Here is an 18,670-nt window from a genome sequence, read left to right as displayed (position 1 = left end):
CAAGAATTGGGAGATTGTCGGTTGTCGGATGCCGCCGGGAAGAAAAAACTCATAAGAAGAACCATTGCCGGACTGGCGGTCGCGGGGATTGCGGCCTACGGCGCCACAATCGCTTATCTGACCCATTTCGATCATCAGGGTGCGCCGCGTCTGCCAACGAGCAGCGCGACATGGCACGACCCCAAGGCATTGGCCGCGTTTCAGGCATTTCAGGAAACACGCTGCGATTACTGCCATACGCGCAACGCAGACCTCCCGTTCTATTTCAGGCTGCCTTTTGCCAATCGGATCATGGAGCGCGATCTGGTAGCGGGGCAGAGGCATTTCCGTTTCGAGCCTATCCTTGCGGCGTTCCAGGCAGGCAAGCCGCCCTCGGTCGAACAATTGTCTCGTATCGAGGAGGTGATCAGCCAGAACCGCATGCCGCCGGCGGCCTATCTGCTCATGCACCCCCATGCGTATATGACTGAAAAGGCCCGTGGCGATGTGCTGGCGTGGGTGGCGGATCAGCGTCGTCGCTATTACGCAACCCCCGGGGTCGCGCCGCAATTTGCGGGAGAGGTCATTCAGCCTATTCCCGAGAGCTTGCCGGTGGACTGGACGAAGGCTGAACTGGGTCGGCAGCTTTTCTTTGATCGTCGTCTTTCGGGTGATGGCAAGCTGAATTGCGCTAGCTGCCACGGGCTCGATAAGGGAGGCGTGGATAATCTCGTCACGGCAACGGGAATCAACGGCCAGAAAGGCCCGATCAACGTACCCAGCGTGTATAATGCCGTGTTCAACGTGGCCCAGTTCTGGAATGGACGTGCAGTGGATCTTGCGGCTCAGGCCGCGGGACCTGTAACCAACCCGGTGGAAATGGGGTCGCATGATTGGCCCGCCGTGGCCGCCATCATCGCCGCTGTGCCGGAATATCACACAGCGTTCGAGGCGCTCTATGGCCCCAACGCGATCAATCAAGGCACGGTCACCAATGCCATTGCCGAGTATGAAAAAACCCTGATCACCCCTGACAGCCCGTTCGACCTTTATCTCAAGGGGGATAACAATGCGATTACGGCGCAGGAAAAGCGCGGCTATGAGCGCTTCAAGGCGATTGGTTGCTCGGGCTGCCACAGCGGCGTGGCCGTGGGCGGCGATGCCTATGAGGTTATGGGGCTGGAGGGGCCGTATTTCACGGATCGCAAGGCAGAGCTGACCGATGTGGACTCAGGGCGTGAGGGTTTCACCCATGCGCTCGATGACCATCAGAAATTCAAGGTGCCCAACCTGCGTAACGTTGCGCTGACGGCCCCTTATTTTCATGATGGCAGTGCCGCAACTCTGGCGGATGCCGTGCGTCAGATGGCCCGTTACCAGACGCCCTACGCAGCGTTGTCGAAGCAGGATGTTGACGATATCGTTGCTTTCCTCAAAACCCTGACTGGCAAGTATCAGGGCGTGCCACTGCAACAGGTCGTTGCGGAGCCACCCTTGAAGGCGCCGGAAACACAGCAGGATGCGCCATAAGGGCGCAATGCCCTGAGATCTGAACGCGTGTCCGTGCGCGTCACGAAGGAACAGCCGTGTCGCGACGTGATCTGAGTTCTGAAGATGAGACGTTGTGGCAGGCTTTCACGCGCACGATCATGCCCCTTCGTGCTGCCGGGCGTGCCGGCCGGCGCTCTGGTGCCGCGTCGGGAGGTAAAAACATGCGTCCCATCGCGTCGGGGCGCAGTGCTCAGCGTGATGCCGCCGGAGCTGTAGATCCTGCGACCAGCAAGGCTTCGCCAGCGCCGCGCTATGTGGTGCGTGAGGTTATGCGTGTGGCAATTCCTGCTGCAAAGCCCGCCATTATTCACGATCGCCTCGAAATCAATGGCCGGCAGCCGGGTCTGGATACGACGTCATGGAACGCTCTGGCGACCGGCAAGATGAAGCCGCAGAAGCGCCTCGACCTGCATGGGCATTTTGCTCAGGACGCCTTTTACAAGCTTCATCATTTTCTGCATGCGGCGAGCAAGCAGGGTATACGCTGTGTGGAGGTGATTACCGGGCTTGGCAGCGGGCAGGAAGGTGGTGTGATCCGACAGGAGTTGCCCCACTGGCTGGAGCGGGGCGATCTGCGGCCCCTCATCCTCGCGGTCGTCCATACCCATAAACGCAATAAGGGCGCTGTGCGTATTTTGCTCAGGGCGCGTCATCGTCTTTGAGGCGACGTAGTCCGGGCCGGTTATGCGCGGCTGTATCTTTTCCCGCGAAATAATCTGACGCGTCGTCAGGTAGGACGCGTTTCCTGACCCTGACGCCAACGCGGCTGGTTGTTATTGATCCAACGCCGCAGTGCCAGAAGCGAGGTGAGTTCCGGCATGCACTGGTTCAGCAGGGGCGCGGCGTCAGCCCCGGCCACCACCGTAAGATGCTGCGTGTCATTCCAGCTTCGTAAGGCGCTGTCCGAGATCGCTTCCTGCGACGCGTGCCGCCAGCGGGCAATGGACAGAGGCGGTGTGAGCATGGGTAACGCCAGGACGAGTGCCGAAGCGGCTGCGCTGGAGACAGCGCGCCACGCTTCGAACAGGGCACCTGCCGGGGCGTGACCCCGGGCCATGAGATATGTCGCTTCGAAGCCCGGTACGTTGGCTATCGACGGGCCAGAACAGAAAATCGGCTTGATCCCCTCCGGCGCTGTCGCAATATCGGCGCCCAGATCATCCCCGGGGCCGGGCGTAAGCTGTACGGCATCGACCTGTCCGGATTTAAGGGCCTCCATCGCTTCAGCCTTGCTGGCATAGCCAGCGACAGGCAGGGGATGAAGCCCGAGAAGAGAGAGCCCCAGAAGGCTGGACAGTTCCACACCGGTGGGATGGGATACGGCGAGCCTAACAGGCCGGTCATGAAACAGCCCGCTCAGGCGTGAGCGTATGGTGCGATGCAGTTCGGCGCGTGCCAGTGTTACAACCGGGCGGCGTGCCATGATCAGGGCAGCCCAGCGTGAGAAATCGAAATGTACACGGGCATCGCCCGAAAGGGAGGCGATCAGGGCGGCTCCCGGTGCGAGGATTGCGGTGCCACCATCGGCTTCGGGACTGACATTATCGAACAGATTGGCGGCCGTCACGCCATCGCGGCCCATGTCATAATGAACCGCAATGGGCGGTGGGGTGTTGAGGCCGGCAGCCAGAGCATTGGCTACCAGTGGAGCAACCTGTCCTGGCAAAGAGTCGGGACCGCCACCAACGATAAGCCGTGGTGAATCGATGAGCGAGGGTGTCGATATCCCACGCTCACCATCCTCCCAAGCCCGTGCCGGGAGGATTGCAGCAAGATTGGATGCGACAATGGCCGAGAGGAATGTGCGGCGGGTTGGACTTCCACCTGTCGCGAGAGACGTCATCCTGTAGCGCACTTCTTCCCTTTCACCGCCCGACTGGCCAGCTTTCGCCGGTAAGCCAGATGATTGCGGCTAAATCGTGTCGCCCCGCTCCGGGAGCGCACCCCCGGAGCAAGCCCTGTCAGGGCCATTTGACCTCGGGTGGCATGCTCATGAGGATCGCTTCCGTGTTGCCCCCAGTCTTGAGGCCAAACACGGTGCCGCGATCATGTATCAGATTGAACTCGACATAGCGACCACGTCGTATCAGCTGGGCCTCGCGATCTGCCTCGGTCCATGGGTGCATCATGCGCGCACGAACGGCACGTGGATACGCCTCGTAAAAAGCCAGACCGACATCCTTCGTGAAAGCGAAATCCTTCTCGGCGTCACCGCTGTCGAAGTGATCGTAGAAGATGCCGCCAAGCCCGCGCGGTTCACCGCGATGATGCAGGAAGAAATACTCGTCGCACCAGGCCTTGAACTTCTCGTAATAGGTCGGGTCGTGGGGCTGACAGGCCTTGCGAAACGTCTCGTGAAACGCAGCAGCATCTTCCTGCGCCTCAGCGCTGTCAGGGAACATGGGCGTAATATCGCCGCCGCCGCCAAACCAGCCATTGCTGGTGATGATCATGCGGGTGTTGAAATGCGCTGCACTCACATGCGGATTGCATGGATGGGCCACGAGCGAGATGCCTGTCGCAAAAAAACGGGGATCGACATCAGCACCCGGCATGTTCTTGCGGAACTCGGGTGAGAACTCGCCCCAGACTGTCGAGACATTGACGCCGACTTTCTCGAAGACGCGCCCGCGCATGACGGACATGACACCACTGCCCTGCAGGGCACTGTCGGGGTCCTCGCTACGGTTCCACGCGGTGCGAACGAAACGACCGGCCTCGGTTTTATCACGCAGGACGGGCGAGTTGCTGGCGACTGCCTCGTCCTCGATAGCCTCGTAGGAGGCGCAGATTTTATCGCGCAGGGTCTCGAACCAGTGCCGCGCCTTTTCCTTGAAAGAGTCATGAGGCACGTCGTCCCGGATGAGGGTGCCAAATGTCTTGGGGTCCAAGGTCTCGCTCATGGCAAGCTCCACATTCTGTTCCAGCCGGTCTTGTGCCGGCCTGAGAGCCTAGAGCCATATCAGAATCGTCAGAACAGGGCCATGCGGGGCAGAATGAAAACACTGACAGGTTGCGAAGCCAGCCATTCTGGTGTTCCTGAACGCGAGATTTACCGACATAGAGCAAAGGCAGTTCGGCATGACTGAAAACGTGACCATCGAACCCGTGATCGGCCTTATTGGCGGGTCCGGGCTGTATGACATTGACGGTCTGGAAGAAAAGGAATGGCGTCGGGTCGAAACCCCCTGGGGTGAGCCCTCCGACGAATTGCTGTTCGGCCGACTGGATGGCGTGCGCTGCGTGTTCCTGCCGCGCCATGGCCGTGGTCATCCCATTCCGCCGTCAGAACTCAATTTCCGCGCTAATATCGATGCGCTCAAGCGCGTCGGTGTGACCGATATTGTCTCCCTTTCCGCTGTTGGCTCGCTCCGTGAGGATCTGCCTCCGGGACAGTTCGTTCTGGTTGACCAGTTCATCGACCGCTCATTTGCGCGTGAAAAGACCTTTTTCGGTCGTGGCTGCGTGGCCCATGTCGGCATGGCCGATCCGGTTTCGGCCCGTATGGGCGACGTGATTGCCGGGCAGGCCGATAAGATTGGCGTGCCGATGGTGCGTGGCGGAACCTATCTCGTGATGGAAGGGCCGCAATTCTCAACCCGCGCAGAAAGCGAGCTCTACCGTCAGTGGGGTTGCTCGGTCATTGGTATGACCAACATGCCAGAGGCCAAACTCGCCCGTGAAGCCGAGATGTGCTATGCTAGCATTGCCATGGTGACTGATTACGATTGCTGGCACGACGACCATGACTCCGTGACGGTCGACGCGGTTGTGGCAGTCATGACCCAGAACGCCGCCAAGGCGAAGGCGCTGGTCAAGGCCATCATCCCTGAACTCGGCAAGAAGCGCGGCCTGTGCCCTTCAGGTGCGGAGCGGGCGCTGGATCATGCGATCATCACAGCTCCGGTATCACGTGACCCTGCCATGCTGGCAAAGCTCGACGCCGTTGCGGGCCGCGTTCTGCGCTGAAAACGGGCTTGTCTTGATAGGCTGGAATGAAAAAGGCTGACCCGAGAGGGTCAGCCTTTTTCTGTTGAAGCAAAGTACTTTTTGCGTTCCACCTTGGGAAGCATACGCCCGCTCCCATGAGTGCAAGAGTGATCAGGCCTGATCCTGTTTCTCCGGGAAATGCTCACGGTCGCCCTGATCGGTCTGACGCTCAGGGAATTCACCGAGGTTCTGCTGGATTTCAGCATTTTCGACCTGAACATCCGCAAACTGCGGATCAGGCAGATCCTTCACGGGGATTTCACCTGCATGGGGGTGTTCCTCCATGCCGATAATCTCAGAGGCGTTCTCCTGATAGGCTTCAGGCCCACATCCGGGCTTGCCATCGGCTTCCCAGAGTTCCTTTGCCTTGGCGGCAATGCGGGCATCGCGCTCGGGGCTGTCGACGAGCGGATTGGTACTGTCTGCGGGCATGTGCGGTGTCCTGTGTAGGGGGTGGGATATCAGAGATGGGACTCGAAGAAAGCCATGCTGCGTTCATGGGCGAGATCCCGGGCCGGCTTGTTGAAGCTCGGACGATCATTGCAGCCAAAGCCGTGACCAGCGTCGTCATAAACGAAGATCTCGACCTCGGGCCTGTTTTCGCGAATGGTGTTGATGTCGGTATGAGGAATATGGTCGTCCTCACCGCCAAAATGCAGTTGCACCGGGCAGTGGGGCTTTTCGTGGCTGAGTGCTGCGATACCGCCGCCATACCAGGCGCAGGCAGCCGCGAAATTGCGCGTACGGGTCGCCGCCTCCCATGCTACGAGACCGCCCCAGCAGAAGCCCAGTATGCCGACCTTCGAGTGACCGTGATGATTCAGGGCATGGCAAGCTGCGGTGATATCGGCCTGCAATACATCGGGACTGATTTTCTCGCGCAAGGCGAGGCCCTCGGTCATGCCATCGGAATCATAGGGGAGAACCACATCGCGCTCTGCACGATCAAACAGGGCGGGGGCGATCACATGATAGCCATGACGTTCTGCGAGTTCATCGCACACGGCACGGATGTGATCGGTAAGGCCGAAGATTTCCTGAACTACCACGAGAGCGCGACGTGCCTTGGCGTCGCCTGCCTCATAGGCAGAAAAATGATGCGTATCCGAGGCGGTCAGGGATATCAGGCGTCCCATGGAGCGGCCCTCCTTCTTGCTTGTTCATCTTAATCAGGAGCAACGATAACATGGCAGAGATCGTCAACCTGCGTCGGGTACGCAAACGTCTGGCGCGTGAGAAGGATGCTCGCCAGGCCGATGAAAACCGGCATCTTTTCGGGCAGAGCAAGGGCGAGCGCGCCAGAACAACGCAGGAAAAAAACCGTCTGAAGCGCGAGGTCGATGGCGCCCGGCTCGAAGGTGCGCCGCATTTGCCTGATGAGGGCAAATGATCGAACGTCCCCCGGCCGGGAAATGAGCAAGCGCCGGCTTACTGATTTTTTGATGAAATTCGGATGGCAGATATGGCGGGGGTCTTGACGCTGGGCGGGGGCTCTCTTACCTGTTTGGCACTCTCGCTACGGGAGTGCTAACGCGCTGCGGCTTAGCGGGCGCGCAAACCGGCGGCGTTGCTTTTGAGCAAGGGCGCCGCCTTAGAGATAGAGTGGAGCGATCCATTATGACAAATTTTCGGCCTTTGCATGACCGTGTCGTCGTTCGCCGCCTTGAGGGCGAGCAGAAGACGGCCGGTGGCATCATCATTCCGGACACCGCCAAGGAAAAGCCCATGGAAGGCGAAATCGTCTCCGTTGGTCCGGGTGCCCGCAATGAGCAGGGTCAGCTGGTAGCACTTGACGTCAAGGCTGGCGATCGCGTGCTGTTCGGCAAGTGGTCCGGCACCGAGGTGAAGATCAACGGCGAAGAGCTGCTGATCATGAAGGAAAGCGACATCATGGGTGTGATCGGCTGATTTCCAGCCTCCCCATTTTCGCACACTGAACCTCTACTGGAGAAAAGATTATGGCTGCCAAAGACGTAAGATTCGGCGCTGATGCCCGCCAGCGTATGCTGCGTGGCGTAGATATCCTGGCTGACGCTGTGAAGGTCACGCTGGGCCCGAAGGGTCGCAACGTTGTTCTGGACAAGAGCTTCGGCGCACCGCGCATCACCAAGGACGGCGTTTCCGTCGCCAAGGAAATCGAACTGGCTGACAAGTTCGAGAACATGGGCGCCCAGATGGTGCGCGAAGTGGCCTCGAAGACCAACGACATCGCTGGTGACGGTACGACCACCGCGACCGTTCTGGCGCAGGCCATCATCCGTGAGGGTGCCAAGGCTGTTGCCGCTGGCATGAACCCGATGGATCTGAAGCGCGGCATCGACAAGGCTGTTGCGGCCGTTGTTGAAGAGCTGAAGGCGAACACCCGCAAGATCACGACCCCGGCCGAAACGGCTCAGGTCGGCACGATCTCGGCCAATGGCGAGCATGAAATCGGCGAGATGATCTCGCAGGCCATGCAGAAGGTTGGCTCGGAAGGCGTGATCACGGTTGAGGAAGCAAAGGGCCTCCACACCGAACTCGACGTCGTCGAGGGCATGCAGTTCGACCGCGGCTATATCTCGCCGTACTTCGTGACGAACGCCGAAAAGATGATGGCGGATCTGGATAACCCCTACATCCTGATCCATGAAAAGAAGCTGTCTTCGCTTCAGCCCATGCTGCCGCTGCTTGAGAGCGTTGTGCAGTCCGGCCGTCCGCTCATGATCATCGCAGAAGACGTCGATGGCGAGGCTCTGGCCACGCTGGTCGTCAACAAGCTGCGCGGTGGCCTCAAGATTGCTGCTGTCAAGGCGCCTGGCTTCGGTGACCGTCGCAAGGCCATGCTGGAAGACATCGCCATCCTGACGGGCGGCCAGGTCATCAGCGAAGACATCGGCATCAAGCTCGAAACCGTCACGCTCGACATGCTCGGTCGCGCCAAGAAGGTGCATATCGAGAAGGAAAACACCACGATCGTTGAAGGCGCCGGTAACACGGACGACATCAAGGGCCGTTGTGCACAGATCCGCGCGCAGATCGAGGAAACCACCTCGGACTACGACCGTGAGAAGCTGCAGGAACGTCTGGCCAAGCTGGCTGGTGGCGTTGCCGTCATCCGCGTCGGTGGTAGCACCGAAGTCGAAGTGAAGGAGCGCAAGGATCGCGTTGATGACGCGCTGCACGCAACCCGCGCTGCCGTTGAAGAAGGCATCGTTCCGGGTGGTGGTACGGCTCTTGCCCGCGCTTCCGTTGCCCTGAAGGACCTGTCCTTCCAGAACGACGACCAGCGCGTTGGTGCGGACATCATCCGCAAGGCCCTGCAGGCTCCGCTGCGTCAGATCGCGTTCAATGCTGGTGAAGATGGCGCTGTCATCGCTGGCAAGGTGCTCGAGATCAACGAGTACACGCACGGCTTCGACGCTCAGAACGCCGAGTACAAGGATCTGGTGGCCGCTGGCATCATCGATCCGACCAAGGTTGTCCGTACGGCTCTGCAGGATGCAGCTTCGGTTGCTGGCCTGCTGATCACCACGGAAGCCATGGTTGCCGAAAAGCCCGAGAAGAAGGCCGCTCCGGCCGGTGGCCCGGGTGGCATGGGTGGCATGGGCGATATGGATTTCTGATCCAGCGCCTTTCCATCGAGGTTACGAAAGAGCCGCCCTGTCGCAAGACAGGGCGGCTTTTTTATGGGCGGCGTACTGGTGAGATCACTGCCCGTAGGCTTCGTCACCTTAGGGGGACAGGTGAACGGGTCGGGATCGCAGCTTTGGACATGACCCGTCCGATTTATAGCGTTGGTCCCCTCGATGGCCGCATAAGCAGAAAATGCGCCAGATCAGGCAGGGAGTGATCTCCGGTCGATGGCCTATCCGATCTGTATTCCAGCTGGGAGGGCAGGCTGGATGTGCGCCGGAGTGATGAGGGGCCTTTTCCGAAAGAAAGACCCGCCATCAACGAGGGGCTGTCGCCTTATTTCTGAACGGCATCCATGGTGCCGATGAAGGGCAGGGGAGCGCCTGCGCTCAGATAGGTCGGCATGGTGCCTGACCAGCGATCAAGCGCCTTCTGCTGCAACAGCGCCGGCGTCAGGGATTGAGAGACCAGGCTATTGGCTTTTGCCTGCGCCTGCGAGGTCACCAGTAGTGCCTGCGCCTGCCCCTGAGCGGTGGCAATGGCTGCGTCGGCCTGTGCCTTGGCCTGTACGACTTGCGCCTGCGCCGAAATCTGCGTCTGTTGCAACGTGTACTGGGCCTGAAGCGCCTGTTGCTGGGCGACCTGCTTGGCCTCGATCGCCTGTGCATAGGCTGTCGAGAACGCGAAATTCGCTGTGTTCACTGAATGAATGGTCAGGTGGTAAGGCTGAAGCGACCGGATGATCAGATCCTTGATCTGCCCGTCGACCAGATCCCGCTTCGTGATGAGTTCCTCGGCGTTATAATTGGCCGTAATGGCCTTCACGTCATTCGAGACCGTGGGTTCGATGATACGGCGCGCGAGCATGTCCAGCGTGCGGAAATCACGATAAAAACCCGGGGCATCAGCCTGTGCGATGTGGAACGTGACCGAGACAGACGTGCGTACGTCCTGAAGGTCGTGCGTGGCAGCCTGCTCATGCGAGGTGATAGTTTGCGGCTGGGTCGAGACTGAAATGATCTTCTGATAGACAGGTATGGCGATATGCAGCCCCGGTTCGAGTGCATTGGGCTGGACCGAACCGAAATTGGTGAGAATCCCGCAATAGCCTGAGGCAATCTGGTAGAACGGATTGAGCACAGCAATGATCGCGACAGCACCCAGCGCGACTACGCCAAGCTTGATTATCCCTGAGGGCACCTGAACGGGCAGTCTGGATGGCGGCTGCGGAAATGACATGTTGCTCGGGTTCCCTGTCCAGTATTTGTCCCGTCATTGCAGGAGCAATGTTACTCTTGCAGTCGCGCCAAGTAGCATCAAGTAACACTATCGTAACGAAAGGGCAGGGCAGCAAGACACCTCCTCTGCCTGTCACGGGTCGATGTATCACCTCTGCCAGTCAGCTACGTGGATGTGACCCCGGTGTGCTTTGTGTGCAGGTCTTTTCTTGAAAGCCGCGCCAGCCTCATTTTGTCAGCCCTGCTGCTGAGTGGGTCAGTCGAGCGCGGAGATAACACGCCCGTCATAGGCTTCCTGTGTTCGCCGCACTACCATGATGCCGGTATTCTGGCTGGGGCAGCAGGCGTCACCGGCAGGGCAATGAGATGTCGGAACTTATGCTGTGATCCGGGCGCCGAATGAACGCTCGATTTCGATCAGGCGTTGCTTGCGCCATAATCCGCCGCCATAGCCTGTCAGGGTGCCATCTGCGCCGATCACCCGATGGCAGGGGATCATGAGCGCGATGCAATTGGCGCCATTTGCGCGTGCCACGGCCCGGACTGCACCTGGGTGACCGATGGTGCGGGCTAGGGCGCTATAGCTGCGTGTTTCGCCAGGTGGGATGTCCTGAAGGGCGCGATGAACGCGGCGTGTGAACTCCGATCCCTGGGGGGCGAGGGGTGTCTCGAAGCGGGCTGATACACCGGCGAAATAGGCGTCGAGTTCCACGTGGGCCTGCTCTGTCACCTGGGTCCTGCCGAGACCGAGCGGTGATTTGAGCGCGGATTGCAGGGCTTTGAGCTCACGAGGGAGTGCCTTGCGATCAATGAATTCGAGAAGGTGCAGGTGACGCGTCGAGCATACCGCCAGCATGTCGCCCAGCGGCGTTGCAATCCAGCTGGCCTGCAACAGACCGCCCTGTTGCAGCGTGCCGGGCGCACAACCGATCAGTCTGGAAAAGGCGTCGCGAAAGGCACTGGCGGATTCAAATCCTGAATCGAGCTGGGCGGCGATGACTGACTCTCCCTGTAAGAGGGTCAGGAAGCCGTCGCGCAGGCGACGCTGCCGGGCCATATCCAGAAAGGTCATGTCAAAATGCCGCTTGAAGCTGCGCCTGACAGTTGAAGGGTCTAGCCCGAGAGCCACGAGATCCTGCTCGTTCCAGCGTCGGCCCGGATTGGCATCGAGCCTGTCGAGCAGCCCGGCAATGAGGGGGTCATGAGCGGCGCCGCCCTGGAGCGGATGACATCGCTTGCAGGGGCGGAACCCGGCCTCGATGCAGCTGCGCACGCTGTCGCGAAAGGTGCAGTTGGGGGCGAGGGGTTTGCGTGCCGGGCATGTCAGACGGCAGAATATTCCCGTCGTTCCAACACATACGAAAACCCGTCCGTCATATCGGGCATCGCGCGCAAGAAGCGCCTGATAGAGCGTGTCATGGGAGGGAAGATCAAACAGCATGAGATGACCCTAACCCCTCCGCTCAGAACGTGAGACCGGAAAACGGGCGTTTCATTTTTCTGCCTGTTTGCGATCGTTTCTGTCGAACGCAGAAAAGATGTCGATCAGCCAGTCCATGAAAACGCGTACGCGCGGTGGGAGCTGCCTGCTGCTGGGGTAGAGAAGCGTCAGGGGCGTCGGGGCCGGAGGAAATGCAGAAAGTACCTCGACCAGCGCGCCGCGCGCCAGTTCAGCCTCGAAGCGATAACGCGGCGCCTGGGCCAGACCAAGCCCGAGGCACGCTGCTGTCGCCGAGGATTCCGCACCGGAAACGAGAAGCCGAGCCGGCAGGATACGTTCGACAAGCTGGTCGCCAAGGCTGAATTCCAGCGGTAGGACCTGCTTCGTGCGGGACGAGGCAAAGCCGATCATGCAATGCCCGTCCAGATCGTCCGGGTCACGGGGCGTGCCATGACGGGCGAGATAATCCGGGCTGGCCACCGTGATTTCCGGAAGCAGGCACAGCGGGCGGGCAATCATGTCGCTATCGGGCAAGGGGCCGCCGCGTACCACGCAATCCACCCCTTCACGCAAGAGATCGACGAGTCTTTCGCCCTCGCCCAGATGCACGGTATGCCCCGGATGACGGGACAGGAAATCGGGCAGGGCGGGCAGGATAATGGTGCGTGCAAGATGCCCGACCGTATCGAGACGGATCACGCCGGTCAGCGCTGAGCCGATGGACCGGTCGGCCTCCTCCAGTGACGCAACGATCGAGCGACAATGGGCGTAGTAGAGCTTGCCTTCCTCGGTGGGCTGGACGTGACGGGTGGAGCGATGCAACAGCCTTGCACCAAGACGCAGTTCCAGCGCCTGAATGGCCGCTGTCGCAGCTGGACGCGAGATCCCACAGGATGATGCAGCCGCGCTGAAGCTGCCGCGCTCGATGATACGCAGGAAGAGCTCGATACTCGCCAGTCTGTCCATTTGATCATTCCGTTTTGCGGAATAATGATGACAGGTCTTCGTATCTTATCGCAAGCCGTCACACATGGTCAGTTGCTCTCATTACCAGTGAGAGGAAACATCAGTATGACACAGCATCAGCCTATCGCCCTGATTACCGGCGGCAGCCGCGGGCTCGGTCGGGCGACAGTGGAGGCGCTCGCAAAGCGCGGCGTCGGCGCAATCCTGACCTATCAGGGCAATCGCGAGGCGGCAGAGACGGTCATGGCCGCAGCCCAGCAATACGGAGTCAAAGCCGCCATTCTGCAGCTGGATGTGGCCGATTGCAGCAGCTTCGCGCAATTTCGCGACAGCGTTGCCGATATCCTCAAGGGATGGGGGCTGACCCATTTCGATTATCTCATCAACAATGCGGGCAGTGCCCATAATGGCGGTCTCGCCGACACGACCGAAGACGAATTCGATCGTATGTATCGCGAGCATCTCAAGGGGCCATTCTTTCTCACCCAGGCGCTCCTCCCCCTTCTGAGTGATGGCGGCCGCATACTCAACATCAGCAGCGGTTTGACCCGTTTCACCTTCCCCGGGCGGATCGTCTACGCCTCGATGAAGGGCGCTGTGGAGATCATGACGCGGTATATGGCCAAGGAGCTTGGTGTACGGGGAATTGCCGCCAATGTGGTGGCCCCCGGCGCGATACAGACCGATTTTTCAGGGGGCATGGTGCGCGACAACCCGGAGATCGGTCGTCATATCGCCCAGGCAACCGCGCTGGGACGTGTCGGTGTGCCTGAGGATATCGGCCCGATGATTGCTTCGCTGCTCTCCGAGGAAAACCGCTGGGTGAATGCGCAGCGCATCGAGGTATCAGGCGGCCAGTCTCTATGAGGAGGCATGGCGCGGCCTTCTTCGGGTTCATGCTCCGGAGGAGGCGCGTCAGTCGCTCGCAGCACGCTTGCCGTCTTCTGCCCGCACCATAGCCATGCCGCGCGACGTTGCCGAATGATTCCGAATATTTCACAAGTGTAATACGAATAACTAAAAGTAAGATATGAGTTCAATTTACAACAACGGTAAGTAACTCTGTGATAAAAATACAATGATTGGTGTCTGCACGATTTGATCTGCAATAAGCCTCTGGACGTAATTTCGTTTGTGAAATCTTTTCGCTTCCAGAACGCCTTTTGGAGGTCGAAATCACTATGAAGATCATCAGAAACAAGCGGCGATTGCTTCTTGTCTCCACAGTTGGTGCAGGTCTGGTTCTCGGGCAGGCGCAACTGGCCCATGCTGCCCAGTCCGCAGCGGTACCCTCACACAAGGCCCACAAGCGCACGGCCAGAAAGACAACCCCCGTTGCAGCCCGCAACCAGGCCACCACCGCTCCTGCCGCCTCCGCCGCACCGCTCGTTCGTCCTGCGGCGCAGGGCGCGGATGTCCGGTCGATCTCGGCCAGCAACGACACTTTCGCGCCAGTCTCCGGTCGCGGGGCACGGGGTGGCAGCGAGAATATTGTCGTAACAGGCTCGGCGCTCAGCACGTCGAACAACGCCAATGCCAACCCGGTTCAGATCGTAACGGCCAAGCAGATCATGCAGACCGGCGCGAGCACGGTTGGTGACTATCTGCAGCGCCTGCCTTCTGTCGGTTCGTCCGGAACATACAACTCACAGACCAATGGCACCGGCGGCTCCTCCTGCGTCGATCTGCGTAATCTCGGGCAAAACCGTACGCTGGTGCTCATTGACGGCAAGCGCACGACGCTCAACGGCAATAACAGCTGCGTCGATCTCAACACGATCAACGTCTTCCAGGTCGCGAGCATCGAAATCCTGAAAGACGGTGGTTCGGAGTTGTATGGCGCTGACGCCGTGGCTGGTGTCATCAACATCAAGATGCGCCACGACCTCAACGACGCGAATATCACCGTCAAAGGCGGCATTTCCGATCTTGGTGATGGTCAGACAGGCCAGATCTCGGGTTACAAGGGCTGGAATTTCGACCACGGCAAGGGCAACGTTACCCTGTTCGGTTCCTACATGACGTCGAGCGGCATCATGCAGCGCAATCGTGCCTGGTCGCGCAATGTGCAGACCAACGATCCGGTCGATGCCTCCGATCTGTTGTTCGGCTCGTCCATTCCGACCACGGGCAAGTATTTCACGGATTCTGGCACCTATATCCCGAATGCCAGCGGCTCTGGATATCATTCGGCCACGTCAGCCGACCGCTATAATTACGGTTCGCAGCAGTCGCTGACCAACTCGCTGCAGAACTCCACGCTGTCTTTCGACGCGCATTATGACGTGAACAGCCATTTCACGCCCTATGCCAATTTCCAGTACAGCCACCGTACCTCCAGCACCACCCTGGCGCCGGAGCCGATGACGGGCAGCATCTACCCGTCCAACCTGCCGTCCAGCCTCGTGATCCCGGCTGATGCGCCATACAACACGTTTGGCGAGGACGTGCTGATGTACAAGCGTTACGGCGAATGGGGTAACCGTCGTACCGAGACAGCGACCGACACCTACACCGCCATTGCAGGCGCCAAGGGTGAGATCACCCATGGCTGGATGTACGATCTGTCCTACACCTATGGCTGGAACCAGGTAACCTCGCAGATGTCGGGCGTGGGCAATTATGCCAAGCTCCTGCAGGAATATGGTTTGCAGCAGATTGATCCGAGCGATTCAAGCTCGGCACTGGTCTATAACCCGTCGGTCTGCCAGGCCTCTGCCGGCTGTGTGCTGTCCGATCCGTTCAAGCCGCTTTCCTCAGCGGCTGCGGCTTATTCCAACTACACCAGTCATGATCATTACTATTACCAGCTGCGCGACCTGAACCTGCGCATGCACAACAACCATGTCACGACCATGCCCTGGAAGGGCGGCGGCGATCTGGGCTTTGCGCTGGGCATGGAACATCGTGGCGAGCAGCTTGCCTATCATCCGGATGCTGTTGTGGCGTCGGGTGATACGCTCACCAACTCGGCCTCCTATACCGGCGGCGGCTTCAACGTCACGGAAGGTTATCTCGAAGGCAAGGCGACACTTCTGCGCGACGTCTTTCTCGCCAAGGATCTGACCATTGACGCTCAGGGGCGCTATTCGTCCTACAGCACCTTTGGTGGCACCAAGAACTGGAAGGCCTCGATCAACTGGGCGCCGATCCGCGATATCCGTTTCCGCGCAACGATTGGCAGCTCCTATCGTCAGCCGAATGTTTATGAGCTCTATTCAGGTGGCAGCCTCGGCTACGCCTCGGCAACCGACCCCTGCGCCCAGGCCAGCTCCTATGGCTCGCTCTCGGCCAATGTCGTCGCCAATTGCGCCAAGCAGGGCATCAACACCTCGACCTTCGTTGCAGCCAATTCGGGTCAGGTGCCGACGCTTTATGGTGGTAATGCATCGCTGAAGCCGGAAACCGGACGTACCTACACGATCGGTACGGTGATCACACCGCGCTGGGTGCCGGGTCTTTCCGCTTCGGTGGAATACTGGCACTACACGATCAAGAACATGATCTCCTATCTGAGCTCACAGTATATTCTTGACCAGTGCTACACGGGCGCCAGTTCCAGCTATTGCAACAACATCACACGTGTTTCCGGCACAAGCCAGCTGAACTCGGTGACGGATTACTATGCCAATATCGGCGGCCTGCGTACGAGCGGCATTGATTTCGACCTTGATTATCGTATTCGTGTCACGCGCAACGATGTGGTAACGCTGGGCAATAACTTCCAGCAACTCATCAGCTATCTGCAGCAGAACGAGCCGGGTGGTCAGTGGTATAATTATGCCGGTCGTCTGATGTATCAGTCGGGCACGGGCCAGCCGCGCGTGCGCGACTACGCCACGCTCAACTGGCAGCATGGCAACTGGGGTGTCACCTATATGATGAAATATACGGGTGGCATGGTCTGGAACAACGGATCGCAGGATCTCAGTACTGCGCTCGGTTATGGCCGCTACAAGACGCCCGGCATCTTCTCTCATGATCTGACGGTCAATTACCGCCTCAATCGCTGGAACTTCACGGCTGGTGTGAACAACCTGTTCGACAAGCAGCCGCCCTTCGTGGCCGATGCCTCGACGAACAGCGCGGCGGGGCTTTATGGCGATCTCTATATGGGTCGCTATGTCTTCCTGCAGGCCGGGGTCAATTTCTGACCATTGTTCGGGGAGGAGGTTTCTCCTCCCCGTTTCCCGTTAGGAGGAGATTTTTCTATCAATCACGCTGAACACTGTTTTGAATGGCTGTAATTCTTTTTCTTCGTAGGTGTTTACTTTAAACTCATCTAGCATTTTTCGTTTGAGGCTTGATTTTGCGCTATTGCGTGATTTTGTATCCCCCTGTAGCTGAGTAACAAGATCGACGTTTTCGCTATAAACTTTGCGTTTGAGAGTGTTAGGGAGCAACCCCTCTATTGCGCCGGTGCCCGGGCCAGCGACGCCAATGCTCAGGTAATCTTCATTTTGCACTAGTCCTATGCGGTCTAGCGCTGGGATCACGTCATCCCTCGCGTCCAGGTCAAAGGTTATAAATACCCGACCGAATTTGTTGAGCATAAACTGTAATATGGGGGTGTTTTTCAGAGCGTCTTTTCCACCATAAGGCAAAATTTCGACATCTGCCGGAATCTTGCAGATTTTCGGATAGTTGGCGCGGAAAAACTCGAAATATTCTTTATCTATCTCACCTTCGACTAAAATAACTTTTGGCTTCACCGACGAGAATAATGGTAGCCAATTGGAAAATTCGTGTGGAATAATTCCAAGAATTTCAGCAAAGGGCATCATCCAGCCATCCCCCTCTGTATCTCGAACAAATGTCTCACGTGGGACGCCCCGCGCAAGTTTGCGTTCCAAAAGAATATTCGCTGATGGGCAGGTTTGATTGAGCATGTAAGGGCTATGTGTGGTAGCTATGATTTGTATATCCAGTTCTTGGGATAAACTATTCAATACTTGGCCAAACTCAGACTGCGCAGACGGGTGCAAAAAGCTTTCCGGTTCCTCGACGAGAAAAATGGGAGACGAGCGATCTTCGTCTCTGGTCGAGGATCGTATACGAGCAGCCTCAAGCACAGACATCAGTACTCTAGTTCTGTTTTGAGTGCCCGCCCCCCAGTCATTAAGAGGAATTTCAACATCGCGATCGGTCAATTTAACTTCTAATGGAAAGCGTGAGTTACGTTCACGATCTATTGTAGTTAATTCTACCTTGAAGCGATCTTTGAGCTTGCCAAGCAAGCCCTCCAAATCCTCTTTATGTTGCCGAGCGGCACGTCTCACCTTTGCTTGTAAGCCCTTCTGAGCTTCCGCAATCTTCTGCTGATCGTCGGGTGAGAAGTGGGCTTCAATAATTTCTGTGAACGAGCCCCCGCCTGCATAGAATATATTACGCTCAGGATTTGTGGAATTGTGTACCACCATATTAGACGCAGATCTGATCTTCTTCAAGACTTCGCTAGCTTTTTGTCCTTCGATCTCTTTCTCGTTTACGATGCATGATATCTGACTACCTCCCCCTTTATTGTATTTTTGAGACATAGATATTCTAATTTTTTTTATATCTTCGTCTATCGAGGAGAAGGTCTTCACAACAAAAAAGACTTCGGAGTCTTGATGGTGGTCAATCTCGATCGTTAGGGAGATACTCATATCTTCAGCTTCGGCTGCGACCCATTGAGTGCAATCGCGGGTAAACGATATCTCAGAATTAAATGGCGAGAAGCTAGAATTCGCGTCATCAGTCAGAAAATGCTGAATTATCCTCAGTATCGCGGTTTTGCCCGCATTATTCTTTCCTGATATAGCGACGTAATTGTGTGGGATATCTAGAGAAAATTTACTAAAAGTCCTAAAATTATTTGCGCCTATGTTTATGATTATCATAATAATCTCCT

General features: G+C 58.0%; 16 protein-coding genes. 8 read left to right on the top strand and 8 right to left on the bottom strand.

What is annotated here, in order from left to right; genetic code table 11:
* The first annotated feature begins 51 nt into the window (after positions 1-51).
* On the top strand, positions 52-1,509 hold the full coding sequence (locus ED655_RS10810; protein ID WP_122050322.1) for a cytochrome-c peroxidase: 1,458 nt from the start codon (positions 52-54) through the stop codon (positions 1,507-1,509).
* Between the two features lie 56 nt (positions 1,510-1,565).
* Complete coding sequence (locus ED655_RS10805) at positions 1,566-2,192, top strand: Smr/MutS family protein (RefSeq protein ID WP_240993626.1); 627 nt, start codon at positions 1,566-1,568, stop codon at positions 2,190-2,192.
* Between the two features lie 65 nt (positions 2,193-2,257).
* Here ED655_RS10805 and ED655_RS10800 read toward each other — a convergent pair whose 3' ends face one another.
* Both ED655_RS10800 and hemF read right to left on the bottom strand, forming a co-directional pair.
* Positions 2,258-3,373: a hypothetical protein gene (locus tag ED655_RS10800; protein ID WP_122050158.1), complete on the bottom strand. Its 1,116-nt coding sequence runs from the start codon at positions 3,371-3,373 to the stop codon at positions 2,258-2,260.
* A gap of 118 nt (positions 3,374-3,491) precedes the next feature.
* Positions 3,492-4,433, bottom strand: coding sequence for an oxygen-dependent coproporphyrinogen oxidase (gene hemF / locus ED655_RS10795; RefSeq protein WP_122050157.1), 942 nt, complete (start codon positions 4,431-4,433; stop codon positions 3,492-3,494).
* Between the two features lie 178 nt (positions 4,434-4,611).
* Between hemF and ED655_RS10790 the strand changes: the two genes are divergently transcribed.
* Positions 4,612-5,499 carry an S-methyl-5'-thioadenosine phosphorylase gene (locus ED655_RS10790; protein WP_122050156.1) on the top strand — a complete coding sequence of 296 codons (888 nt, stop codon included), beginning with the start codon at positions 4,612-4,614 and terminating at the stop codon, positions 5,497-5,499.
* 132 nt (positions 5,500-5,631) lie between these two features.
* Here the strand turns inward: ED655_RS10790 and ED655_RS10785 are convergent, their stop codons facing one another.
* Positions 5,632-5,952, bottom strand: a complete 321-nt coding sequence (locus tag ED655_RS10785) for a DUF2934 domain-containing protein (protein WP_122050155.1) — start codon at positions 5,950-5,952, stop codon at positions 5,632-5,634.
* 29 nt (positions 5,953-5,981) lie between these two features.
* The gene (locus tag ED655_RS10780) at positions 5,982-6,656 is read right to left on the bottom strand and encodes a dienelactone hydrolase family protein (RefSeq protein WP_122050154.1); all 675 of its coding nucleotides are present in this window, start codon (positions 6,654-6,656) and stop codon (positions 5,982-5,984) included.
* 50 nt (positions 6,657-6,706) lie between these two features.
* On the opposite strand from ED655_RS10780, the gene ED655_RS10775 reads away from it, so the two are divergent.
* From ED655_RS10775 to groL, 3 genes are all read left to right on the top strand, one after another.
* Positions 6,707-6,910 (top strand): DUF4169 family protein, encoded by a 204-nt coding sequence (locus ED655_RS10775; RefSeq protein WP_122050153.1) that lies wholly within the window; start codon positions 6,707-6,709, stop codon positions 6,908-6,910.
* A gap of 227 nt (positions 6,911-7,137) precedes the next feature.
* Positions 7,138-7,428 (top strand): co-chaperone GroES, encoded by a 291-nt coding sequence (groES, locus tag ED655_RS10770; protein WP_023978434.1) that lies wholly within the window; start codon positions 7,138-7,140, stop codon positions 7,426-7,428.
* A 50-nt stretch (positions 7,429-7,478) separates the two neighbouring features.
* Positions 7,479-9,122, top strand: a complete 1,644-nt coding sequence (gene groL / locus ED655_RS10765) for a chaperonin GroEL (RefSeq protein ID WP_023978433.1) — start codon at positions 7,479-7,481, stop codon at positions 9,120-9,122.
* A gap of 346 nt (positions 9,123-9,468) precedes the next feature.
* On the opposite strand, the gene ED655_RS10760 is transcribed toward groL, so the two are convergent.
* The 3 genes from ED655_RS10760 to ED655_RS10750 all read right to left on the bottom strand — a co-directional run bounded on the left by ED655_RS10760 (position 9,469) and on the right by ED655_RS10750 (position 12,777).
* Positions 9,469-10,371: a prohibitin family protein gene (locus ED655_RS10760; protein ID WP_122050152.1), complete on the bottom strand. Its 903-nt coding sequence runs from the start codon at positions 10,369-10,371 to the stop codon at positions 9,469-9,471.
* Positions 10,372-10,746: 375 nt separating this feature from the next.
* On the bottom strand, positions 10,747-11,811 hold the full coding sequence (locus tag ED655_RS10755; protein ID WP_122050151.1) for a bifunctional transcriptional activator/DNA repair enzyme AdaA: 1,065 nt from the start codon (positions 11,809-11,811) through the stop codon (positions 10,747-10,749).
* 51 nt (positions 11,812-11,862) lie between these two features.
* Positions 11,863-12,777 carry a LysR family transcriptional regulator gene (locus tag ED655_RS10750; protein ID WP_122050150.1) on the bottom strand — a complete coding sequence of 305 codons (915 nt, stop codon included), beginning with the start codon at positions 12,775-12,777 and terminating at the stop codon, positions 11,863-11,865.
* 105 nt (positions 12,778-12,882) lie between these two features.
* Between ED655_RS10750 and ED655_RS10745 the strand changes: the two genes are divergently transcribed.
* The gene (locus ED655_RS10745; protein ID WP_122050149.1) at positions 12,883-13,644 is read left to right on the top strand and encodes an SDR family NAD(P)-dependent oxidoreductase; all 762 of its coding nucleotides are present in this window, start codon (positions 12,883-12,885) and stop codon (positions 13,642-13,644) included.
* Positions 13,645-13,958: 314 nt separating this feature from the next.
* Entirely contained in the window at positions 13,959-16,931 is a 2,973-nt protein-coding gene (locus ED655_RS10740) for a TonB-dependent receptor domain-containing protein (RefSeq protein WP_122050148.1), read from the top strand.
* Positions 16,932-16,970: 39 nt separating this feature from the next.
* Here the strand turns inward: ED655_RS10740 and ED655_RS10735 are convergent, their stop codons facing one another.
* Positions 16,971-18,659, bottom strand: a complete 1,689-nt coding sequence (locus ED655_RS10735) for an ATP-dependent nuclease (protein WP_122050147.1) — start codon at positions 18,657-18,659, stop codon at positions 16,971-16,973.
* Positions 18,660-18,670: the final 11 nt, after the last annotated feature.

The organism is Asaia bogorensis, assembly GCF_900465345.1.
In the GTDB taxonomy this organism is placed as follows: Bacteria; Pseudomonadota; Alphaproteobacteria; order Acetobacterales; family Acetobacteraceae; genus Asaia; species Asaia bogorensis_A.
The sequence above is the reverse complement of the archived record's forward strand: the minus strand, read 5'-3'. Positions and strand labels throughout refer to the sequence as shown.